At 69.1% G+C, this 20,195-nt stretch carries 23 protein-coding genes; 8 read left to right on the top strand and 15 right to left on the bottom strand.

Features of this window, described 5'->3' with window-relative positions; translation table 11 throughout:
* Positions 1 to 46: 46 nt before the first annotated feature.
* Both WBA97_RS37875 and WBA97_RS37880 read left to right on the top strand, forming a co-directional pair.
* On the top strand, positions 47 to 847 hold the full coding sequence (locus WBA97_RS37875; RefSeq protein ID WP_424235853.1) for an SDR family oxidoreductase: 801 nt from the start codon (positions 47 to 49) through the stop codon (positions 845 to 847).
* Positions 848 to 1,103: 256 nt separating this feature from the next.
* Positions 1,104 to 2,477, top strand: coding sequence for a WS/DGAT/MGAT family O-acyltransferase (locus WBA97_RS37880; RefSeq protein WP_424235854.1), 1,374 nt, complete (start codon positions 1,104 to 1,106; stop codon positions 2,475 to 2,477).
* A 197-nt stretch (positions 2,478 to 2,674) separates the two neighbouring features.
* Here the strand turns inward: WBA97_RS37880 and WBA97_RS37885 are convergent, their stop codons facing one another.
* Genes WBA97_RS37885 through WBA97_RS37910 form a run of 6 tightly spaced genes read right to left on the bottom strand, consistent with a single transcriptional unit; the run spans position 2,675 to position 7,262 of the window.
* Positions 2,675 to 2,815: a hypothetical protein gene (locus WBA97_RS37885; RefSeq protein WP_424235855.1), complete on the bottom strand. Its 141-nt coding sequence runs from the start codon at positions 2,813 to 2,815 to the stop codon at positions 2,675 to 2,677.
* A gap of 58 nt (positions 2,816 to 2,873) precedes the next feature.
* The gene (locus WBA97_RS37890) at positions 2,874 to 3,917 is read right to left on the bottom strand and encodes an NAD(P)H-dependent flavin oxidoreductase (protein ID WP_424235856.1); all 1,044 of its coding nucleotides are present in this window, start codon (positions 3,915 to 3,917) and stop codon (positions 2,874 to 2,876) included.
* Positions 3,917 to 4,594 carry a CoA-transferase subunit beta gene (locus WBA97_RS37895; RefSeq protein ID WP_424235857.1) on the bottom strand — a complete coding sequence of 226 codons (678 nt, stop codon included), beginning with the start codon at positions 4,592 to 4,594 and terminating at the stop codon, positions 3,917 to 3,919. Before WBA97_RS37895 ends, WBA97_RS37890 begins: the two co-directional genes overlap by 1 nt.
* Positions 4,591 to 5,397, bottom strand: a complete 807-nt coding sequence (locus tag WBA97_RS37900) for a CoA transferase subunit A (RefSeq protein ID WP_424235858.1) — start codon at positions 5,395 to 5,397, stop codon at positions 4,591 to 4,593. Before WBA97_RS37900 ends, WBA97_RS37895 begins: the two co-directional genes overlap by 4 nt.
* Positions 5,387 to 6,142, bottom strand: coding sequence for an enoyl-CoA hydratase family protein (locus WBA97_RS37905; RefSeq protein WP_424235859.1), 756 nt, complete (start codon positions 6,140 to 6,142; stop codon positions 5,387 to 5,389). The genes WBA97_RS37900 and WBA97_RS37905 overlap by 11 nt, the downstream gene beginning before the upstream one ends.
* A 1-nt stretch (position 6,143) precedes the next feature.
* Entirely contained in the window at positions 6,144 to 7,262 is a 1,119-nt protein-coding gene (locus tag WBA97_RS37910; protein ID WP_424235860.1) for a steroid 3-ketoacyl-CoA thiolase, read from the bottom strand.
* Between the two features lie 106 nt (positions 7,263 to 7,368).
* Between WBA97_RS37910 and WBA97_RS37915 the strand changes: the two genes are divergently transcribed.
* Together WBA97_RS37915 and WBA97_RS37920 are read left to right on the top strand one after the other, a co-directional pair.
* A complete protein-coding gene (locus WBA97_RS37915) occupies positions 7,369 to 8,586 on the top strand; it encodes a cytochrome P450 (RefSeq protein ID WP_424235861.1) in 1,218 nt (405 codons plus the stop codon).
* Positions 8,587 to 8,806: 220 nt separating this feature from the next.
* A complete protein-coding gene (locus WBA97_RS37920) occupies positions 8,807 to 9,706 on the top strand; it encodes an endonuclease domain-containing protein (protein ID WP_424235862.1) in 900 nt (299 codons plus the stop codon).
* A 151-nt stretch (positions 9,707 to 9,857) separates the two neighbouring features.
* Here WBA97_RS37920 and WBA97_RS37925 read toward each other — a convergent pair whose 3' ends face one another.
* Positions 9,858 to 10,268, bottom strand: coding sequence for a MarR family transcriptional regulator (locus WBA97_RS37925; RefSeq protein ID WP_424235863.1), 411 nt, complete (start codon positions 10,266 to 10,268; stop codon positions 9,858 to 9,860).
* 126 nt (positions 10,269 to 10,394) lie between these two features.
* On the opposite strand from WBA97_RS37925, the gene WBA97_RS37930 reads away from it, so the two are divergent.
* The gene (locus WBA97_RS37930; RefSeq protein WP_424235864.1) at positions 10,395 to 11,018 is read left to right on the top strand and encodes an NAD(P)-dependent oxidoreductase; all 624 of its coding nucleotides are present in this window, start codon (positions 10,395 to 10,397) and stop codon (positions 11,016 to 11,018) included.
* Between the two features lie 85 nt (positions 11,019 to 11,103).
* Positions 11,104 to 11,484, top strand: a complete 381-nt coding sequence (locus tag WBA97_RS37935; protein ID WP_424235865.1) for a hypothetical protein — start codon at positions 11,104 to 11,106, stop codon at positions 11,482 to 11,484.
* On the opposite strand, the gene WBA97_RS37940 is transcribed toward WBA97_RS37935, so the two are convergent.
* The 7 genes from WBA97_RS37940 to WBA97_RS37970 all read right to left on the bottom strand — a co-directional run bounded on the left by WBA97_RS37940 (position 11,465) and on the right by WBA97_RS37970 (position 16,596).
* Complete coding sequence (locus WBA97_RS37940) at positions 11,465 to 11,902, bottom strand: nuclear transport factor 2 family protein (RefSeq protein ID WP_424235866.1); 438 nt, start codon at positions 11,900 to 11,902, stop codon at positions 11,465 to 11,467. The genes WBA97_RS37935 and WBA97_RS37940 overlap by 20 nt on opposite strands.
* Positions 11,899 to 12,765, bottom strand: a complete 867-nt coding sequence (locus tag WBA97_RS37945) for a TIGR03619 family F420-dependent LLM class oxidoreductase (protein WP_424235921.1) — start codon at positions 12,763 to 12,765, stop codon at positions 11,899 to 11,901. Before WBA97_RS37945 ends, WBA97_RS37940 begins: the two co-directional genes overlap by 4 nt.
* 8 nt (positions 12,766 to 12,773) lie before the next feature.
* Entirely contained in the window at positions 12,774 to 13,928 is a 1,155-nt protein-coding gene (locus tag WBA97_RS37950; protein ID WP_424235867.1) for a thiolase domain-containing protein, read from the bottom strand.
* A complete protein-coding gene (locus tag WBA97_RS37955) occupies positions 13,928 to 14,953 on the bottom strand; it encodes a thiolase domain-containing protein (RefSeq protein ID WP_424235868.1) in 1,026 nt (341 codons plus the stop codon). Before WBA97_RS37955 ends, WBA97_RS37950 begins: the two co-directional genes overlap by 1 nt.
* Positions 14,950 to 15,891 (bottom strand): Zn-ribbon domain-containing OB-fold protein, encoded by a 942-nt coding sequence (locus WBA97_RS37960; protein WP_424235869.1) that lies wholly within the window; start codon positions 15,889 to 15,891, stop codon positions 14,950 to 14,952. The genes WBA97_RS37955 and WBA97_RS37960 overlap by 4 nt, the downstream gene beginning before the upstream one ends.
* 45 nt (positions 15,892 to 15,936) lie before the next feature.
* On the bottom strand, positions 15,937 to 16,110 hold the full coding sequence (locus WBA97_RS37965) for a hypothetical protein (RefSeq protein WP_424235870.1): 174 nt from the start codon (positions 16,108 to 16,110) through the stop codon (positions 15,937 to 15,939).
* 123 nt (positions 16,111 to 16,233) lie between these two features.
* A complete protein-coding gene (locus tag WBA97_RS37970) occupies positions 16,234 to 16,596 on the bottom strand; it encodes a DUF6247 family protein (protein WP_424235922.1) in 363 nt (120 codons plus the stop codon).
* Positions 16,597 to 16,629: 33 nt separating this feature from the next.
* Here WBA97_RS37970 and WBA97_RS37975 point away from each other — a divergent pair, with 33 nt between their 5' ends.
* The gene (locus WBA97_RS37975) at positions 16,630 to 17,670 is read left to right on the top strand and encodes an LLM class F420-dependent oxidoreductase (RefSeq protein ID WP_424235871.1); all 1,041 of its coding nucleotides are present in this window, start codon (positions 16,630 to 16,632) and stop codon (positions 17,668 to 17,670) included.
* Between the two features lie 21 nt (positions 17,671 to 17,691).
* Positions 17,692 to 19,230 (top strand): acyl-CoA synthetase, encoded by a 1,539-nt coding sequence (locus WBA97_RS37980; RefSeq protein WP_424235872.1) that lies wholly within the window; start codon positions 17,692 to 17,694, stop codon positions 19,228 to 19,230.
* 150 nt (positions 19,231 to 19,380) lie between these two features.
* On the opposite strand, the gene WBA97_RS37985 is transcribed toward WBA97_RS37980, so the two are convergent.
* The gene (locus WBA97_RS37985) at positions 19,381 to 20,151 is read right to left on the bottom strand and encodes a crotonase/enoyl-CoA hydratase family protein (RefSeq protein ID WP_424235873.1); all 771 of its coding nucleotides are present in this window, start codon (positions 20,149 to 20,151) and stop codon (positions 19,381 to 19,383) included.
* Between the last annotated feature and the right edge of the window lie 44 nt (positions 20,152 to 20,195).

Here is a 20,195-nt window from a genome sequence, read left to right on the forward strand (position 1 = left end):
GTGACCGACCATGACCCTTTTGCGGGAGAAACGCGGGTGACTGACCATGACCTGCCGAGGGAGGCAGGCGGGTGACTGGCCACGACCTGCCGAGGGAGGCACGCGGGTGACCGGCCACGATCTGTTGCGGGACAAGGTCGTGGTGGTCACGGCCGCCGCGGGCACCGGCATCGGCTCCGCCGTCGCGCGCCGGTGCGTCGAGGAGGGCGCGCGGGTCGTGGTGAGCGACTGGCACAAGCGCAGGCTGGAGAAGACCGCGGCGGAGCTGGGCACGCACGCGATCCCGTGCGACGTGACCGACGAGGAGCAGGTCCAGGCCCTGATCAACGGCACGGTGGCGGAGTTCGGCCGCCTGGACGTGATGATCAACAACGCGGGCCTCGGCGGCACCAGCTCGATCCTGGACATGACCGACGACGAGTGGTCCCGGGTGCTGGACGTGACGCTGAACGGCACGTTCCGGTGCACCCGCGCGGCACTGAAGCAGATGGTGGCGCAGGGCAGCGGCGCGGTGGTGAACAACGCGTCGGTGGTGGGCTGGCGCGCACAGGAGGGCCAGGCGCACTACGCGGCGGCGAAGGCGGGCGTCATGGCCCTCACCCGCTGCGCGGCGATGGACGTCGCGGCACACGGCATCCGCGTGAACGCGGTCGCCCCAAGCCTGGCCACACACCCATTCCTCGCAAAGGTGACAAGCGAGGACCTACTGGCCGAACTGACCTCAAAGGAAGCCTTCGGCCGAGCAGCAGAACCACAGGAGGTAGCCAACGTAATGATCTTCCTAGCCAGCGACTACGCCTCCTACCTAACCGGCGAAGTAATCTCAGTAAGCAGCCAACACCCCTAACCCCCAAACCCCCAAACCCCGCGAGTCCACGGTTCGGAACCCGCGAGTCTTCGGTTCAGGACCGCCGAGTTGGCCGTTCGTGGCGTGGCCTCGCAATCGTGAAACGCCAACTCGCGGGTCCTGAACCCGAGACTCGCGGGTCCTGAACCCGAGACTCGCGGGTTCTGAACCGTGGACTCGCGGGTTTTGGGCTGGGGGCTTGTGGGTTCTGAGTGGGGGGTTGGGAGAGGCTAGGGTTTCGGCAGGAGGTGTCTCGATGGCCATCATGCCGGTGACGGATTCGATGTTCCTGCTCGCCGAGTCACGTGAGCACCCGATGCACGTCGGCGGGCTGCAGTTGTTCGAGTTGCCGGACGGTGCGGGGCCCGACTACGTCAGCGAGTTCCACCGGCAACTGTTGTCGCTTGTGGACGTCAGCCCGTTGTTCCGCCGTCGCCCTCGCGGCCCGGTCGGCAGCGTCGGCCAGTTCGCGTGGATGGGCGACGACCAGCTCGACCTCGAGTACCACGTGCGGTTGTCCGGGCTGCCCAAGCCGGGCCGGGTGCGTGAGCTGCTGGAGTTGACGTCGCGACTGCATGGCTACCTGCTCGACCGTCACCGTCCCATGTGGGAGTTCACGGTGATGGAAGGCTTGCAGGGCAACCGTTTCGCCACCTACACCAAGGCACACCACGCGCTGCTCGACGGGGTGTCGGCGCTGCGGCTGCTGCAGAGCTCCCTGTCCGAGGACCCGTCGGACATGACGGTCCGCCCACCGTGGTCACCGCGCGTACGCACCGACGTGTTCGGCTCGTCGTCCCGCGACCGCGACCGCGACTCGGCGTTCGACCCGATCCGCGCGATCACCGAGTTCGGCAGGGAGGTCCGCGGCTTCGGCTCGGCGACGGCGAAGCTCGTCAACGAGGCGTTCCGCGAACAGTCGGCGACACTGTCGTTCCAGGCGCCGAGGTCGATGTTCAACGTGCCCATCACCGGCGCGCGCCGCTTCGCCGCACAGGGCTGGCCACTGGACCGCATCAAGGCGGTCGGCAAGGCCGCTGGCGCGACGATGAACGACGTCATGCTGGCCATGTGCTCCGGCGCGCTGCGCCGGTACATGCTGGACCTGGGCACACTGCCGGAGAAGCCACTGGTCGCGGCGATCCCGATGTCACTGCGCACGGACCGGTCCGTCGGCGGCAACGCCATCGGGCTCATCCTGTGCGACCTGGCCACGAACCAGGCGGAGCCCATGGACCGCCTCGTCACCATCCACGAGTCGATGCTCAAGGGCAAGGCCGTGTACCACGGGATGAGCCGCCTGCAGATCACCGCGCTGTCGGCGCTCCCGCTGATCCCGCTGGCCGTGGGCACGATCCCGGGCATGACCAGGATTACGCCCCCGGCGTTCAACGTGCTGATCTCGAACGTCCCCGGCCCGAGGAAGCCGCTGTACTGGAACGGCGCTCGCATGCAGGGCGTCTACCCGCTGTCGATCCCGTACGAGGGCCAGGCCCTGAACATCACGGTGACCAGCTACGCGGGCAGCCTGGAGTTCGGCCTGACCGGCTGCCGCCGCACCGTCCCCCACCTGCAGCGCCTGCTTGGCCTGCTGGAGGAGTCCCTCGAGGAACTGGAGAAGACGGCCTAGTCGCTCGCCAGCGTCGGGACCGAGCCGCCGTCGGTCCACGCCACGGTCACGCCCGGCAGGCCGGTGCGCCACGGAGCGACGAGCGCGGCCAACTCCGCCGCGGTCGGCGGGTTCGTGCCAAGGCCGACCGCGTACCGACCGGCGCGACGGCGAACGGCGTCGGCCGGGTGGGATCGATACGAGGCTCTGCAACGACTTCACCCACGCACGCGACGGGTGGTGGGCCGAGTCGAGCGTGCGTGCAGCCCGTCGTGGTACAGGGTGGTGTTCTCGTCGTCGAGCTTCTCGGCGACCACGACCTCGCGCCCGGCGAGCCCGGCCAGGCCCTCTGCTCGCACGTCGTCCGCCGACGCACCCGGTGACCACGGCAGGTGCGGCGTACGGGCAGGCCAGCCATTAACGCGGCAGGCGGGCGATCACGTCCTCGGCGTCGGTGACGATGCGGGTGATCAGGTCCGCACACGTCGGCAGGTCGGTCAGCGCGCCGACCACCTGCCCGGACGCCAGCACCCCGGCGTCCGTGTTGCCCTTCACCAGCCCCTCGCGCAGCAACATCGGTGTGTTCGCCGCCATCACGAGTTGTGACCACGTCAGCGTGCGGTTGCGCCGCATGGCGCGGCCCTCGCGTACCACCGACGACCACGACAGCCCGGTCAGCCTGCGGAAACGGTTCGCGTTGCGTACCGCGCGCAGCAGGCCGGTCGCCCGGTTCGCCTTTTCCAGCCCCGCCACCAGGTCCGTGCGCAGCACCCGGTGCGGTACACCGTCGACCCTGGTCGTCACGACGGTGTCCGACAGGCCGCGTGACAGGTAGGCCTCCTTGACCGCCCTCGGCACCGTGCTTTCCTCGGTCAGCAGGAACCGCGTGCCCATCGCGACCCCGGCCGCGCCGTACGCGAGCGCCGCCGCCAGCCCGCGCCCGTCGTAGAAGCCACCCGCCGCGATCACCGGGATGCCGACCGCGTCTACAACGGACGGAAGCAACAGCGTCGTCGCCACCTGCCCGGTGTGGCCGCCGCCCTCGGCGCCCTGCACCACCACGGCATCCGCGCCCCACGCGGCCACCTTCTCCGCGTGCCGCACCGCGCCAACCGACGGGATCACCAGCACGCCAGCGTCCTTCAACGTCTCGATCAGCGCCTGCGACGGGGCCAGCGCGAACGACGCGACGCGCACGCCGGTGTCGATCAAGAGCCGGGCCCGGTCGGTCGCGTCCACCGCGTCGGCACGCAGGTTCACGCCGAACGGCCGGTCCGTCCGCGCCCTGACCTCGTCGATGGCGGCACGCAGCTCGTCGAACGTCATGGTCGCCGACGCCAGGATGCCGAGGCCGCCCGCGTTCGCGACCGCCGACACCAGCCTCGGCCCCGCGACCCAGCCCATCCCGGTCTGCACCACCGGGTGCCGTACCCCGGTGAGCCTGGTCAACGCGGTCTCCATCACCGCGCCGGGTTCAGCTCGTCGATGATCGCCAGCTCCTCGGCCGCGGGCTCGCGGGTCACCGGCGGATCGTCGATGATCAGCGGAAACCCGGTCTGCTCAACGACTTCGTCGACCGTCACGTCCGGATGCACGGACACGACCCGCATCGCGTGCCCTGGGCCGCCGAAGTCCAGCACGCACAGGTTCGTCACGACCCGGTACACGTCGTGGAACCGTCCGCCGTCCCGGTCGTAACCCACACCCGACACGACGTCGACGGCGGGCACGAAGACGCGGGGCGAGTGCTTGGGCACCCAGTAGCTCGTGCGGTGGTTGACGGTGTTGCCCGGCGCGCCACGCACGCCCAGCAGCTGCCGCTTCGGTGCCGCGTGTGGGCCGATGCACGAGATGTTCTGGTTCCCGTACCGGTCGATCTGGTTCGCGCCCATCACCACGTGCCGCCGCCCGTGCGCGACCACGTCGAACACCGCGCGGTAGGGCAGCCAGCCCTCCGGCGTGCCGTCGGCGGTCAGCAGCGTGGCCTCGCCGTCGGACAGCACGAGGTCCGGTTCGAACGTCCGCCGCGCGAGCCGGGCGCCCAGTGACGGAACCGGGCCCATCGGGCTCGCCAGGATTTCGCCGTCGCCGCGGAACAGCTCGGCGCACGCGACCACGCAGACGTCCATGCGGCTCATACGATTGCCTTCTGATAGGCGGCTTCGTCGCCGCTCAGGTACCGGTCCGCGAACGGTTCCCACTCGGTGGCGGCGTAGGTCTCCTGGAACTTCTCGTCCCGGCCGTAGTCGGGCACGCAGCTCGTGAAGTGTGCGCCGCGCGGGGTCTCCACCACGCCGTCGACCATCATCCTGTTCAGTAGCAACGCCTGCGGCGGTCCGTCCGCGCCGATCTCGTCCACAATGGACTCGCACGAGACGTAGCTCTTCTTCGCCGCCAGGCAGAACAGGTCGTCGAAGTACGGGTCCGGCCCGAGATAGCGTGCGTTGCCTCGGCGGTCGGCCCGGTTGAGGTGCACGAGCGCGACGTCCAGGTGCAGCGCGGGCATCGCGACCAGCTCCTCGCCGTCCTCGTAGGGTGACCGCACGGTCTTCAGCGACGGGTCCAGCGTGAGCACGTCGGATCCGAGCCCCGCGCGGATCGGCAGGAACGGCAACCGGTGGGCGGCCGCACGGAGTCCACATTGGAGCATGCCCTCGTCGAACTCCCGCACCTCGATCGCCCCGGCCTCGCGGGCCTTGCGGAAGTGCGGGTCGTAGGCGATCGAGTCCAGCGACACGAACCCGTAGACCGCCTTGCGTACCTTCCCGGCGGCGCACAGTAAGCCCAGATCGGGCCCGCCGTAGGTGACGATCGTCAGATCCTTCAAGCGGGACCGCAGGATCGCCCGCACCAGTGCCATCGGCTTGCGCCGCGATCCCCAGCCGCCGATGCCGATGGTCATCCCGTCGGTCAGCGTCGACACCACCTCGTCAGCGGTCATCCGCTTGTCCATGTACCCACCCCCGATTCCGCACCTCGTCCGCGACGCCGGACAGGTTCAGCTCGAAGGTGAACCCCTGTTCGTAGCGGTAGCTGCGGTGCACGTCCTGCGGATCGATGCCGTTGAGCGCCTGCTTCGCGGCCCTGATCACCCTCGGGTCCTTCGCCGCGATCTGCTTCGCGACCTCCAGTGCCGCGCCGTCCAGGTCGTCCGGCGGCACCACCCGGTACACCGAACCGAAGTCGTGCAGCTGGGCCGCGGTCACCGTGGTGGCCGTGTAGTACATGGCCCGCATCAGGTGCTGCGGCACCAGCCGCGCCAGGTGGGTCGCCGCGCCGAGCGCGCCTCTGTCCACTTCGGGCAGTCCGAACGTCGCGTCGTCGGCTGCTACCACGACATCCGCGTTGCCGACCAGCCCGACGCCGCCGCCGAGGCAGAACCCCCGCACGGCCGCGATCACCGGCACCTCGCAGTCGTACACCGCGCCGAACGCCGCGTGGCAGCCTTGGTTCGCACCCACCAGCGCCTCGTGCCCCTCGCGCTGGATCTCCTTGATGTCCACGCCCGCGCAGAACCCGCGCCCGGCCGCCCGCAGCACCACGACGTGCGTGGCCGGATCGCGACCCGCCGCGGTGACCGCGTCCGCGAGCGCGAACCAGCCCGCGACCGGTAACGCGTTGACCGGCGGGTGGTCGATCGTCACCACGACCACACCCGGCTCGGCGATCTCGGTGGAGACGCTCACGTCAGATCCGCTCGATGATCGTGCCCGTGGACAGCGCGCCACCCGCGCACATCGTGATCAGCGCGGTCGCGGCGTCGCGGCGTTCCAACTCGTGCAGCGCGGTGGTGACGAGCCGCGCGCCGGTGCTGCCGACGGGGTGGCCGAGCGCGATCGCGCCGCCGTTGACGTTCACCAGGTCCGGGTCGGGGTCGTGCACCGACTGCCAGGACAGCACGACCGACGCGAACGCCTCGTTGACCTCGAACAGGTCCAGGTCGCCGATCTTCATGCCGCTCCGCGCGAGCAGCCGGTCGGTGGCGTCGACCGGCCCGTCGAGGTGGTAGTACGGCTCGGTGCCGACCAGGCACTGGGTGACGATCCGCGCCCGTGGCGTGACGCCCAATGCATGCGCCTTCTCCGCGTCCATCAGCAATACGGCCGCGGCGCCGTCGGAGATCTGCGACGAGGAGCCCGCGGTGTGCAGCCCGTCCTCGAGCACGGGCTTCAGTTTCGCCAGTGCTTCCATGCTGGTCTCGCGCAGGCCCTGGTCGCGCATGACATCGCCGACCGCCACCACCTCGCGGTCGAAGTGCCCGGCGTCCCACGCCTTGCGTGCCTTCTGCTGCGACCGCGCGCCGAACCGGTCGAGATCCTCGCGGGACAGTCCTCTCCGGACCGCGATCCGCTCGGCCGCGCCGAACTGGTTGGGCAGGTCGATCGCCCAGTCGCCGGGCCGAGGCGTGCCGACGTCCACGCCGACGTTCGACCGCAGCGGCACCCGGCTCATGGCCTCGACCCCGCAGGCGATGCCGACGTCGATGGCGCCCGCCGAGATCTGCGCGGCGATCAGGTGCATGGCCTGCTGAGCCGAGCCGCACTGCGAGTCCAGCGTCAGGCAGCCTGCCTGGTGGGGGAGGCCCGCGTACAGCCACGCGGTGCGGGTGACGTTGTTGGACTGCTCGCCGGCCTGCGTGACGCAGCCGCCGAACACCTGCTCGACGAGGGCGGGGTCGATGCCCGCGCGGTCGATCACCGCACGCTGGGCGACGCCGAGGAGGTCGGCCGCATGCCTGCCGGACAGGTCGCCGCCGCGTTTGCCGATGGGGGTCCGCGCTGCCGCCACGATCACCGGGTTGCCCATGAACACAAACTAGAACGCGTTTCTCGTGCAGGCAAGCAGGCGCTTGGTTTGTTGAGGTCGGGTGTGCTTCAATCGGCTAGAACGTGTTCCATATCTGCGGGAGGCAATGGTGATCCCGGACGGCTTCGACTTCACCGACCCCGACCTGTACGAGCAGCGGATACCGGTCCAGGAGTTCGCCGAGCTGCGGCGCACCGCGCCCGTGTGGTGGAACGCGCAGCCGCACAACCTCGCGGGCTTCGAGGACGACGGGTACTGGGTGGTGACCCGGCACGCGGAGGTCAAGGAGGTCTCGCGGAACAGCGAGGTCTTCTCGTCGGCGGAGAACACGGCGATCATCCGGTTCAACCCGGACATGACGCGCGAGAAGATCGAGGCGCAGCGGCTGATCATGCTGAACATCGACCCGCCGCAGCACTCGAAGGTTCGCGGCATCGTGTCGCGTGGCTTCACCCCGAAGGCCGTCGGCCGGCTGAAGGACACGCTGGCCAGCCGAGCGGAACGCATCGTGGCGGCGGCGAAGGCCCACGGCGGCGGCGACTTCGTCACCCAGGTCGCGTGCGAGCTGCCACTGCAGGCAATCGCGGAGCTTCTGGGCATCCCGCAGACCGACCGTCACAAGGTCTTCGACTGGTCGAACCAGATGGTGGCCTACGACGACCCGGAGTACTCGGTCAACCCGGAGGCCGCGTCGGCGGAGCTGCTCGGCTACGCGTGGGCGATGTCGGAGGAACGCAAGAAGTGCCCGATGGACGACATCGCGACCACGCTGGTGAACGCCAACGTCGATGGTGAGGCACTCCGCTCGGACGAGTTCGGCTTCTTCGTGCTGCTGCTGGCGGTGGCGGGCAACGAGACGACCCGCAACGCCATCTCGCACGGCATGCACGCGTTCCTGAACAACCCCGACCAGTGGGACCTGTACAAGAAGGAACGCCCGGCGACGGCGGCGGACGAGATAGTCCGCTACTCGACCCCGGTGATGTCCTTCCAGCGCACGGCCACGTCCGACACGGAACTGGGCGGCGTGAAGATCAAAAAGGGCGACCGGGTAGGCATGTTCTACAGCTCGGCCAACTTCGACCCAGAGGTGTTCGAGTCCCCGGACCACTTCGACATCCTCCGCGACCCCAACCCCCACCTGGGCTTCGGCGGCACGGGCGCCCACTACTGCGTAGGCGCGAACCTGGCGAGACTGGAGATCGACCTGATCTTCAACGCAATCGCCGACCACATGCCCAACATCCAACAAGCCCAACCCCCAAGACGCCTACGCTCAGGCTGGCTAAACGGCATAAAAGAACTACAGGTCACCTACACCTAACCCCGCGAGTCCACGGCCCAGAACCCGCGAGTCCACGGTTCAGGACCCGCGAGTCCACGGTTCAGGACCCGCGAGTCCACGGTTCAGGACCCGCGAGTCCACGGTTCAGGACCCGCGAGTTGGTGATTCGGGACCGCGAGTTGTCCACAGGTCATCCAGTTATCCACAGAACCTGGTCCGTCAGCGGAGGAACGCTCTCTGAGCAGGCACTGTTGTCCGCATGTTCGAACTACCTGCTGGCCTGCACGGCGCGCATCGCCGGGACGATCTGCGTCGCGAGTTTGGCGCGATCCACCTACGGAAGATCATTCGAGAAGGCCGACTCATGCCCTTCTCTCGGAAAGTCCTGGTCGAGCGTGCCCGACAACTTGCTCTGCCCACACGTGCGGCGGCCACCTTGTTGCTTGCTGGACCACGCGCCGTGCTCACCAGTCACACCGCCGCGTCCCTTCTCGGCTGCACCGCGGCGGACACGGGGCGAACGCACGTACTGGTCGACTACCAACTGAACCTTCCGCGCGTGCCCGGAGTGGCCATCCACCAGGGACTCTTCGACGAGCAAGATGTGCTCACACTCGACGGGCTCAGGGTGTTCGCGCTCGAGTACGCGATCACCGAAATGCTGTGCCGAGAGCCGCGCCGGGTCGCGCTGGCATGCGCGGACCAGGCTCTCGCGCTGCTGCCGTTCGAGCAGCGGGCCGAGTTCCGGGCGGAGATCCTTCACCGGATCGGTGTCCGGCGTGACCCCCGCGGACGGCGTCGATCGCAGATCCTGCTGGACCTCGCGAGCGGGAAGGCTGAGTCGCCCGCCGAGAGCTGGTTGTTGCTCAGCTTCTTCGATGCCGGGTTCTCGGTCCCTGAACAGCAGTTTCCCGTGTCAAACCTCAGCGGGCGGGAGATCTACCGGCTCGATTTCGCCTGGCCGGAACCGATGGTCGCGGTCGAGTACGACGGCTACGCGGCCCACGTGGACCGCATGGTGCGCGACGCGGCACGGGATGAGGACCTGCGACGTCGTGGCTGGTTGGTCCTGCGTGCTGACGCCACTGACCTGAGTGATCCGTCTCGACTCCACGCCGAAGTCCGGCAGGCCTTCTGGCGGCGAAGGTTTGCTGCCTAGCTGACGGCGTGTTCCGAAACGCCAACTCGCGGGTCCTGAACCGAAGACTCGCGGGTTCTGAACCGAAGACTCGCGGGTTCTGAACCGAAGACTCGCGGGTTCTCAACCGTGGACTCGCGGGTTCTCAACCGTGGACTCGCGGGGTTTGGGGTTATGGGGATTCGTCTAGGGTGCGGATTGCTTTGTGGCCTGCGGTGGCGGCTTGGTTCAGGAATTTGGTGATTGTTGTCAGTTCGGCTTCTGTTAAGTCTGCGCAGATTTCTTCCAGGGCTGTGTTCATGCCGCTGTACAGTGCGAATATCTCGCCCACTCGCTCCGGTCGCATTCGCAGTACGACGCTGCGCCGGTCGCCTGGGTCGCGGTCGCGGGCCAGCCAGCCGCCCTTCTCCAAGCGGTCCAGTACGCCGGTCATCGTCGCCGGGTGGACGCCTGCCGCGCGGGCCAGCGCCGACGGGCCGAGCGGGCCCAGCCGTGCCACCAGCTCCAGGCAGTCCAGGTCGCCGTCCCGCAGGTCGAGGCGTGCGCTGATCCGCCGGTTGAGCAGCGCCAGCTCACTGCGCATGCCGCGCACGGAGTCCTTCAAGGAGTTCGTGAGCCTGCGTCGGTCCCGCGCGTCTGGTGGTACCTTGGTCATATAATATGGTTCCCGTATCGTATGCTGTGCGTACTCAATATAGCGGAGGCGACCGTGAAGCTCACGATCTTCGGCGCGACCGGCGGGATCGGCCGCCAGCTCGTCCGCCAAGCCCTTGACCAGGGTCACACCGTGACCGCCGTCGTGCGGCGCGAGTTCGACGCGGCCGGCGCGCAGATCGTCACGGTGCCCGACTTCGCCGACGTCGATCGGATCCAGGAGGCCGTCGCGGGCAGTGACGCCGCGCTCTCCAGCGTCGGCCCGCGCACCCGCGCGGACGGCGCCGTCGCCTCCGGCGTCACGAAGCACATCCTTGCCGCGCTGAAGAGCGCGGGCGTGCCTCGGTTCGAGGCCGTGTCCGCCGCACCCGTCGGGCCCCGGCCGTCGGGCGAAGGGTTCCTCGACCTGCGCGTGCTACACCCGATCGCGAGCCGGGTCTTCGCCGCCAACTACGCCGACCTCGAGGTGATGGAGCGCGACATCGCGGCCAGCGGTCTCACGTGGACGGTCGTGCGCCCGCCACGGCTCACCGACGGCCCGCGCGGTGAGTACCGGATCGCGATCGGCGGCAACCTGACGCGTTCCCGGGTCGTCTCCCGCGCCGACGTCGCGCACCTGATGCTCAGCCTCCTCACCGACGACCGCGCGAACGACACCGTCGTCGGCGTCGCTCGCTGAGCCGCCCGATCGGGCAGCCGCCCCTGCCCGTTCTGCCGTCCGCCCGAGGCAGAGGCCAACGCCCCCGCGAGAGTACCCTGAGCGGATGTTACGTCGTCTCGCCGCCACCGTCGTTCTGCTGGGCGGCGCGCTCACGGCGTGCGCCGGCGACAATCCGGCCGAGCACTTCTGCGACGACTACGGCGACGCGGTCGGCAAGCTCTACGCCGCCGCGGGCGACTACGCGGCCGCGCCCGCCCAGTTCTCCACGGTCGCCACCTCCGCAATGGATGAACTGTCGCGGGTGCGTGCCGGTGCGCCGAACGACGAGCTGCGCCGCGCGTTCGACTCCGCCTACTTCGCGATGACCGTGTTCAGCCAGGACGAAGGGCTCGCGGACTTCCTGGTACGCACCGACTTCGCGCAGGACGACGTGGTGAAGGCGTGCGCCGAGTTCGGCGTCGAGCTCAAACCTGACGCAGCGTAGCCATCGCGCGCTCGGTCTCCCAGAACGCCCGAAGCGACACGATGAACCCCTCGTCGTTCACCCTGTACACGAACACACCCTCGGCATCCAGCGTGGAGCCACCGGGCAGGAACGTGGAGATCGTGCCGACGTTCGCGACCTCGTCGCCCGCCGCGAACGAGTCCCGGATCTCGAACTCGATCCGCTCGGCGTTCCCGATCGTCATGTCCCAGAACGCGGAGATCGCGGCCCGTCCTCGGTGCCCGTCGCCGGTCGGATCGAACATCGACACGCCGACCGGGTCCTCGACCACCGCGTCGTCGGCGAACAGCGCCAGCCAGTCCTCCTTGGCGCCGCGGGACACCGCGTCCATCGACCGGCGAGACGCGGTGCGGGCCGGGTGCGTGGTCTCCGGGCCCTTCCAGGACACGGCCGTCATAACTGCCCCATGATCTCGTCGGCGAACCGTTTCATCCCGTCCTTCTTGGCTGCCAGCGGCCCGTCGAGGCCGACGCCGTAGAACACCCACGGCACGACGATCGCGTCGGTGACCCCGGCCTCGGCCTGCTGCCGGTAGCCGTCGAGCCCGAACCGGTCGACGCACACGGCCTGGATCTCGAACGGTCCATCGCGGCCGTACTCCGCGCGGAGTTCACCCAGCCGGGTGATCACGGCCCGCAGGTCGTCGATCTTGATCATCGCCGAGGTCCAGCCGTCGCCGACGCGGGCCGCGCGCCGCAGCGCCGCCTCGGTGTGCCCGCCGACGTACACCGGTACCGGCTCGGTCGGCGCGGGCGACATCCGCAGCTTGCCGAATTCGTAGTATTTCCCCTGGTAGGACACCATGCCGCCGCCGAGGATCAGCTTGAGCACGTCGATCGCCTCGTCGGCGCGGGCACCGCGGTGGTCGAAATGCCCGCCGCACCACTGGGACTCCTCCGGCGACCAGCCGAGCCCGACGCCGAGCCCGAACCGGTTGCCGGTCATCACCGCGACCGAACCGATCTGCCGAGCCAGCAGCACGGGGTTACGCGGGTTGAGCTTCAGAACCTGTGTGTAGAAACGGATCCGGGACGTCACCGCGCCCATCGCGGCCGCCGCGACGAACGGGTCGACCCACGGCGTCTCCTCGTCCCAGAACCGGCTGCCGTCCGGGGTGTACGGATAGGACGCCGACACCTCTTCGGAGAAGAACAGCGAGTCCGGCAGCGCGATCGACGAGTAACCGCACTCCTCCGCCGTCTTCGCCAGCTCCGGCAGCTGGTCCAGCGGGCTCAACGCGACACCGACCGTGAACTTCATGGCCCCGCTCATGGCTTGTCAGCTCCCACGACCCACATCGAGAAGTACTGCGAGCCGCCGCCGTAGGCGTGGCCGAGCGCGATCCGCGCGCCATCGACCTGGTGCTCGCCCGCGCGGCCCATCACCTGCATCGCCGCCTCACCGAACCGCAACATCCCCGAAGCGCCGATGGGGTTCGACGACAGCACACCACCCGACGGGTTGATCGGCAGCCGCCCGCCAAGCTCGGTCTCGCCCGCCTCGGTGAGCTTCCAGCCCTGGCCTTCTTCGGTGAAACCGAGGTTCTCCAGCCACATCGGCTCGAACCACGAGAACGGCACGTAGATCTCGGCGGCGTCCACCTGCGACAGCGGATCGTCGATGCCCGCCTCCCGCCACAACGCGGCGGCGGCTACCCGACCTGCCTGCGGGTTGACCTGGTCACGGCCCGCGAACGTGGTCGGCTCGGTGCGCATCGCCGTGGCGTGGAGCCACGCGGCGGCGCGGCCCTGCGCGGCGGACTCGTCGCCGAGCACGATCGCGCACGCCCCGTCCGACGACGGGCACGTCTCGTCGTAGCGGATCGGGTCCCACAGCATCGCCGACGCCTGCACCGACTCGAGCGTGATGTCGGCCTGGCGCAGGTGCGCGTACTGGTTCTTCGCGCCGTTGCGCCGGTCCTTCACCGCGACGAGCGCGCCGATGTGCGACGGGGCGCCCGAGCGGCGGATGTAGGAGCGGACATGCGGCGCGAAGTAGCCACCCGCGCCCGCGCCGACCGGCATGTGGAACGGCACCGTGATCGACAGCGCCCACATGGCGTTGGACTCGGACTGCTTCTCGAACGCCACCGCCAGCACCCGCGAGTGCTCGCCGCCCTGCACGAGGCTCGCCGCGACGTTGGCGGTCGACCCGCCGACCGAGCCCGCGGTGTGCACGCGCAGCAACGGCTTGCCGGTCGCGCCGAGTGCGTCGGCGAGCATCAGCTCGGGCATCATGACGCCCTCGAACAGGTCCGGTGCCTTGCCGAGCACGACCGCGTCGATGTCGGCGAAGGTCAGGTCAGCGTCGGTGAGCGCGCGGTCGATGGCCTCGCGGCACAGCCCGGCCATGGTCACGTCGAGGCGTTTGCTGCGGTGGTGGGTCTGGCCGACGCCCAGTACCGCGGCGCGTCGCTTCGCCATCAGTGAGCCTCCAGTACGCACACAAGGTTCTGCTGGAGCGCGGGTCCGCTGGTGGCGTGGGCGAGCGCGCGCTCACCGGGCCGGATCCGCGTGGCCGCCTCGCCGATGCGGGCGAGACCGGCCGCGAACATGGGGTTGCCTGCCAGCGGTCCGCCCGACGGGTTGACGACGACCTCGTCGCCGAGACCGAGTGCCTGGCGCAGCAGGATCTCCTGGTGGGTGAACGGCGTGTGCAGCTCGGCGAGCGTGATGCCGTCGGCACCGGCGGCCTTCGCGGCGGCGACCGTGGACGGGGAGGTGGTGAGATCACGGGCGCCGAGGTGCGGGGTTTCGACGCGGTGCTGGATGCTCGTGATCCGCGCGGGCCGGTCGGTGAGGTCGCGGGCCCGGTCGTCGCGGGCGAGGATGACGACCGCCGCGCCGTCGGTGACCGGTGCGCAGTCGTGCTTGCGGAGCGGGTCGGCGAAGTACGGTCGCCGGAGCAGTTCGTCGGCGTCGCCGCCACGGCAGCGGGCGGCCACCTCGGCCATGTCCCGTTCGGTCCACAGTCCGGCGTCGAGCCCGAACCTGGCCTGCAGTCCCGCGATGCTGACCGCGTCCGGCCACAGTGGGCCGACGGTGTACGGGTCGAGCTGCATGGCGAGCACACGGCGCAGCTGCCCGGCGGAGGACTTCCCGAAGCCGTACACGAGCGCCGTGTCGACCTCGCCGGTGCGGATCTTCACCCACGCCTCGTAGAGCGCCCATGCGGCGTCCGCCTCGACGTGCGACTCGTTGATCGGCGGGAACGCGCCGATGGCGTCGACCGCGGCGATGAACGAGAACGCGCGTCCCGCCAGGTAGTCCGATGAGCCGGAGCACCAGAACCCGATGTCCTTCTTGGACAGACCGACGTTGTCCAGTGCCTCTTTCAGGATTGGCACTAGCATCTCGACGCCGTTGGTGGTGCCGTGCGTCTCACGCACGTTCGGCGCCTGTGCGAAGGAGACGACGCTGACGGTGTCGTTGGTGGCGGTGCTGCTCATAGGTGTCCCGAATAGGAGTCGTAGGGTGCGTCGGGTTCGCCGGTGGGCTGGAAGTGGTCGATGTTCTCGAGTGTCGTGCCCCATTCGTCGCGGGGTTTCCATACGGCTTCGACCTGCATGCCCATGCGGACTTCGTCGGCGGCGCAGCCGAGGACGAGGTGAAGGAACGCGATGTCGGCGCCGTCGAGGAGGATGTAGGCGGCCACGTAGGGAGGTTTGATGCGCTGGCCGAGAAACGGGACGTTGACGATGCAGAACGTGGTGACGATGCCGCGGTCCGGTAGCTCGATCTCCTCCTCGGTCGGCACCCCGTCGGTGGGGCAGGCGCCGCGTGGCGGGATGTAGACCTTGCCGCACGCCGGGCAACGCTGACCGAGCAGCTTGCCCTCGGCCAGCCCTCGCAGGTACCGGCTCTCCTCCGGCGACGCCGAATGCCGGTAGCTCAGGTGGATCGGCGTCGTGATCATGGTGATCTCGTCGGCGTCCCTCGGCTCGACAGCCGGTTCGGCTTCCTCGGATGCGAAGCATTCGATGTCACGGATGCCGTTGCCGCCGGTGTCGGCCCAGCGAGCACGAACCCGCATCCCGGTGTGCACGCTGTCCGAGTCGACGGCGTGCAACATCGGCGTGTCGGCCCCGTCGAGTTTGACGAACGCCCACGTGAAGGAGTGCTGGAGTGGTTGTCCGGCAAGGGGTTCCGGCTGCCTGCACCACGACATGACGGTGCCGGTGTGCGCCACTTCGACCAGGGCGGTGAGCGGTTCGCCGGTCCCCGGGTCGTACTCGGGTGGTGGCACGTGGACGCGACCGTCAGCGCCACGCGCCCCGAGAATCCGTCGCTGGGCAAGCCCGGTGACGAACCGACTCAGGGTCGGACCGAGTGACCGGGTGTAGTCGAACCCGATGTCAAGCGGCGCGGACAGCGGTGCCTGGGTCACGCCTTGAGTGAAACACGTTCTACTTTTCCGAGCAAGGCCTCCTGCTCACTCGATCCACATCACCTCGAGTACGTCCACATACAGTTGATCCTCCGGAATCAGGTCGATCACGAGTCCTTCTTTGTCGGGTCCGAAGAGGAGCTGTCGAAGTGCGCCATTCGGATTGTCGATCTGGTGGGGATAGCCGTGCCAGGGAACGAGTTCGAGCATGCTGAGCACAGGGGCGTAGTGCACCAGTGGGCTGTTGGGTAGCGCCGCTATTTGCTCCCGGGCCCGACGGTCAGTCCGGATGCGGTACAAGCTATCGGGCCAGCCGTTCTGAGATGAGTTTCTTGATCTCGCTCAGCGGGACCGAGTCTGTCGGCGGCTTGCCGGTTCGGAGGGCCACTTCCGCTCGAGCGAGCATGCTTCGGTAGCCGGTGTGGCCGAGGTGCGTGTGGCCATGGCGTGTCGTCGCCAGCTGTCCAGGACACGGAACACGTCGGCCAGGTCTAAGGAGTCGGCGGCCTCCGCCATGGCCTTGCGCCACTGGCGGTCGAAGTCCGGCTGCTCCTCGGGAATCAGAGCGGCCCTGATTTCCCAGGGGGAGGCGTCCTTGAAGGACCTCGCCCCGGGTGGCTCCATGGGTTCCGCTGACATGGCACAAACGATAGCCGACGTGCGAGGAAATGCCACGGTATCGAACGGGTGATCTATTGGCGGCATTGATCGGGTGAGCCCGCGTTCTACGATCACCGCATGAAACTTGGACTGCAGCTCGGGTACTGGGGTGCGGGGATGCCGCCCAACGCCGCCGAGATGGTCGTCGCCGCCGATGAGGCCGGGTACGACGCCGTGTTCACGGCCGAGTCGTGGGGTTCGGACGTGTTCACGCCGCTGGCATGGTGGGGGTCGGCGACGCGGCACGTTCGGCTCGGGACGGCGGTCGCGCAACTGTCGGCCCGGACGCCGACCGCGGCGGCGATGGCGGCGCTCACCCTCGACCACCTGTCGGGCGGGCGGGCCATCCTCGGGCTCGGGGTGTCGGGGCCGCAGGTCGTGGAGGGCTGGTACGGCGCGCCGTTCGGCAAGCCGCTCGCGCGCACCCGCGAGTACGTGGACATCGTGCGCAAGGTGCTCGCCAGGGAAGCGCCCGTGACCAGCGCCGGGCCGCACTACCCGCTGCCGTACGCGGGCGCGGGCGCGGATGGGCTGGGCAAACCCCTGCGGCCGATCACCCATCCGCTGCGCGCGGACCTGCCCATCTGGCTCGGTGCGGAAGGGCCGAAGAACGTCGCGCTGGCCGCCGAGATCGCCGACGGCTGGCTCGCCGTGTACTACTCGGAGAAGCTCGCCGACCAGTACAACTCCTGGCTGGACGAGGGGTTCGCCCGACCTGGCGCGCGGCGTTCGCGGGCCGACTTCGAGGTCGCGGCGAACGCGAGCATCACGGTCACCGACGACCCGGCCGCCGCGTACGACCGGCACCGGCCGGTGATCGCCTTGTACGCGGGCGGCATGGGGGCGGAGCAGAAGAACTTCCACGCCGACCTGTTCCGCCGCATGGGGTACGGCGAGGTCGTCGAGGAGGTCACGGCGCTGTTCCGTGCGGGCCGCAAGGCGGACGCGGCCGCCGCGGTGCCCGACGAGCTGGTCGCCGAGACCGCGATCATCGGCACCCCGGAGCAGGTGCGTGCGCAGGTCAAGAAGTGGGCCGACCGTGGCGTCACCATGCTGACGGTCGGTTGCTCGGACGCTGCGCAGGTGCGGTCGGTGGCGGCGGTCCTTGCCGAGAACTGAAACACGTTCTAGATTGGCGGGGTGGCCTCGACCGGACTGTGGAACATCGCCCGTGAGCAGCCTGACCTGACCGCTGTGGTCGACCCGGACGGCAGGCAGGTGACCTACGCCGAGCTGGCCGCCGCGGCCGACCGCTACGGCCGCGGCTTCCAGGCCATGGGGCTGTCGCAGGGTGACAGCGTGGTTCTGTTGCTGCCCAACGGTATCGACCTGGTATCCGCGTACTTCGGCGCGTTCCAGACCGGCTTGTACGTGGTGATGGCGAACTGGCACCTGGTCGGCGCCGAGGTCGCCTACCTCATCGAGGACAGCGGCGCGAAGGCGTTCGTCGCGCACTCGCGGTTCGCCGACACGGCGGCGGATGCGTTGTCGCGCACCGGAGTCGCCGGGTTCGCGGTCGGGGAGGTGCCCGGTTTCGAGCCGCTCTCCGCCCTCGGCGCGGGTGAGACGGGCAGGCCGGACGTGCGGACTGCGGGGTCGCCGATGCTGTACACGTCGGGGACGACCGGGCGGCCCAAGGGTGTACGGCGGCCGCTGACCGGCGCCGACCCGGACGTCGTGCCGCCGGCCGCGTCGTGGTTCTTCGGGATCTTCGGACTCGGCCCGTTCGACGGGCACGTGCACATCTGCGGTTCGCCGCTGTACCACACGGCGGTGCTGAACTTCGTGGCCAACTCCGTCCAGTTAGGACACACGGCGGTGCTGATGGACCGCTGGCGGCCGGAGGAGATGCTGCGGCTCATCGACAGGTATCGGGTGACACACAGTCACATGGTCCCAACACAGTTCCACCGATTGCTGGAACTTCCTGAGGAAGTCCGGTCACGCTACGACGTCTCTTCGCTGCGGTGCATGATCCACGGCGCCGCGCCGTGCCCGCAGGAGGTCAAGCGGCGGATGCTGGACTGGTGGGGTCCGGTAGTGACGGAGTACTACGCGGCGACCGAGGGTGGGGGGACGGCCATCTCCGCGGCGGAGTGGCTGAAGAAGCCCGGCTCGGTCGGCCGCGCGTGGCCGGGCTCGGTGGTGGCGGTGCTCGACGACGATGGCGAGCCGGTGCCGACGGGGACGCCAGGACTGGTGTACATGCGAATGGGTGAGTCCACGTTCGAGTACCACAAGGACGTCGACAAGACGCGTGCCGCGCGGGTGGGGAACCTGTTCACGTTGGGGGACATCGGATACCTCGACGAGGACGGGTACCTGTACCTGTGCGACCGGAAGGCCGACCTGATCATCTCCGGCGGCGTGAACATCTACCCGGCGGAGATCGAGAACGAGCTGGCGGTGCACCCGAAGGTCGCCGACGTGGCGGTGTTCGGCGTGCCCAACGACGACTGGGGCGAGGAGATCAAGGCCGTCGTGCGGCCTGCGGCGGGAGTCGTGGCGGGGCAGGAGCTGACGGACGAGCTGCAGGCGTTCGCGGCCGGGCGACTGGCGAAGTTCAAGCTGCCGAGGACCATCGACTACGCGGACGAACTGCCACGCGACCCGAACGGCAAGCTGTACAAGCGAAAGCTGCGTGACCCCTACTGGGCGGACCGCGAGCGGGCGATCTGAGGCCGGCCTCCGGCCCCCGGTTGTCAGCCTACGGGCTTGGGGTGACATTTCCGGGTGGTGAGCGCCGCACCTGTGGACAACCTGTCGGCGGTGGGCCGTCGTTGTCGGTGCTTGTCGTTACGCTGGATTTCGGGGGGCGGCGGCCGCTCGTCACTTGCCCTGGAAGCGTGGCGGGCGCTTCTCCGCGAACGCCTTCGGGCCTTCCTTGGCGTCCTCGCTCGCGAAGACACCAAGTCCGATCTCGGCGTCGAGGGTGAACGCGTCGTTCTCGTGCATGCCTTCCGTTTCGCGGATCGTGCGCAGGATCGCCTGTACCGCGAGCGGGCCGTTCTCCGCGATCGCGGCGGCGATCTCCATCGCCTTCCTGAGGGCCTCGCCGTCCGGGACGACGTGACCGATCAAGCCGATCCGTTGTGCCTCGGCCGCGCGGATGTGCCTGCCGGTCAGCAGCAGGTCCGCCGCCACCGTGTACGGGAGCTGCCTCGGCAACCGCACCGCCGAACCGCCGAGTGGGTACAGGCCCCACCTCGGTTCCGACACCCCGAAGCGGGCGCTTTCCCCCGCCACCCGGATGTCCGTCGCCTGCAGGATCTCCGTGCCGCCCGCGATCGCGGGGCCTTCCACGGCCGCGATGAGTGGCTTGGTCAGGCGGCGGCCCTTCAGCAGCGGTTCGATGACCGCCGCGTCGAAGGAACTGTCGCCCGGGTGGTTGGCGGTCATCGCCTTCAGGTCGGCGCCGGCACAGAACGCGCCGCCCGCGCCGGTCAGTACACAGGCGCGCACCGTCGGGTCCTCGTCGACGCGGTCCCACGCCTCGCGCATGATCTTCAGCATCTCCGAGGAGAGTGCGTTGCGGGCCTCGGGGCGGTTCATCGTCACGACCAGTACGTGGTCGGTCAGCTCGACGAGGCAGTCCGCCATGGAAACGCACCTCCAACTGGGCATTGCCAGGAACGATAACACGT

This window comes from Actinophytocola sp. (genome assembly GCF_049647105.1).
GTDB lineage: Bacteria > Actinomycetota > Actinomycetes > Mycobacteriales > Pseudonocardiaceae > Actinophytocola.

Bases quoted from the DNA above. Each gene is read 5' to 3' on its own strand.
- WBA97_RS37880 (WP_424235854.1), top strand. From the start codon at position 1,104: ATGGCCATCATGCCGGTGACGGATTCGATGTTCCTGCTCGCCGAGTCA.
- WBA97_RS37985 (WP_424235873.1), bottom strand. From the start codon at position 20,151: ATGGCGGACTGCCTCGTCGAGCTGACCGACCACGTACTGGTCGTGACG.
- WBA97_RS37910 (WP_424235860.1), bottom strand. From the start codon at position 7,262: ATGGGCAACCCGGTGATCGTGGCGGCAGCGCGGACCCCCATCGGCAAA.
- WBA97_RS37920 (WP_424235862.1), top strand. From the start codon at position 8,807: ATGTTCGAACTACCTGCTGGCCTGCACGGCGCGCATCGCCGGGACGAT.
- WBA97_RS37945 (WP_424235921.1), bottom strand. From the start codon at position 12,765: ATGAAGTTCACGGTCGGTGTCGCGTTGAGCCCGCTGGACCAGCTGCCG.
- WBA97_RS37875 (WP_424235853.1), top strand. From the start codon at position 47: ATGACCTGCCGAGGGAGGCAGGCGGGTGACTGGCCACGACCTGCCGAG.
- WBA97_RS37975 (WP_424235871.1), top strand. From the start codon at position 16,630: ATGAAACTTGGACTGCAGCTCGGGTACTGGGGTGCGGGGATGCCGCCC.
- WBA97_RS37950 (WP_424235867.1), bottom strand. From the start codon at position 13,928: ATGGCGAAGCGACGCGCCGCGGTACTGGGCGTCGGCCAGACCCACCAC.
- WBA97_RS37935 (WP_424235865.1), top strand. From the start codon at position 11,104: ATGTTACGTCGTCTCGCCGCCACCGTCGTTCTGCTGGGCGGCGCGCTC.
- WBA97_RS37940 (WP_424235866.1), bottom strand. From the start codon at position 11,902: ATGACGGCCGTGTCCTGGAAGGGCCCGGAGACCACGCACCCGGCCCGC.
- WBA97_RS37970 (WP_424235922.1), bottom strand. From the start codon at position 16,596: ATGCCGCCAATAGATCACCCGTTCGATACCGTGGCATTTCCTCGCACG.
- WBA97_RS37900 (WP_424235858.1), bottom strand. From the start codon at position 5,397: ATGACCGCTGACGAGGTGGTGTCGACGCTGACCGACGGGATGACCATC.
- WBA97_RS37915 (WP_424235861.1), top strand. From the start codon at position 7,369: ATGGTGATCCCGGACGGCTTCGACTTCACCGACCCCGACCTGTACGAG.
- WBA97_RS37925 (WP_424235863.1), bottom strand. From the start codon at position 10,268: ATGCGCAGTGAGCTGGCGCTGCTCAACCGGCGGATCAGCGCACGCCTC.
- WBA97_RS37955 (WP_424235868.1), bottom strand. From the start codon at position 14,953: ATGAGCAGCACCGCCACCAACGACACCGTCAGCGTCGTCTCCTTCGCA.
- WBA97_RS37895 (WP_424235857.1), bottom strand. From the start codon at position 4,594: ATGAGCCGCATGGACGTCTGCGTGGTCGCGTGCGCCGAGCTGTTCCGC.
- WBA97_RS37890 (WP_424235856.1), bottom strand. From the start codon at position 3,917: ATGGAGACCGCGTTGACCAGGCTCACCGGGGTACGGCACCCGGTGGTG.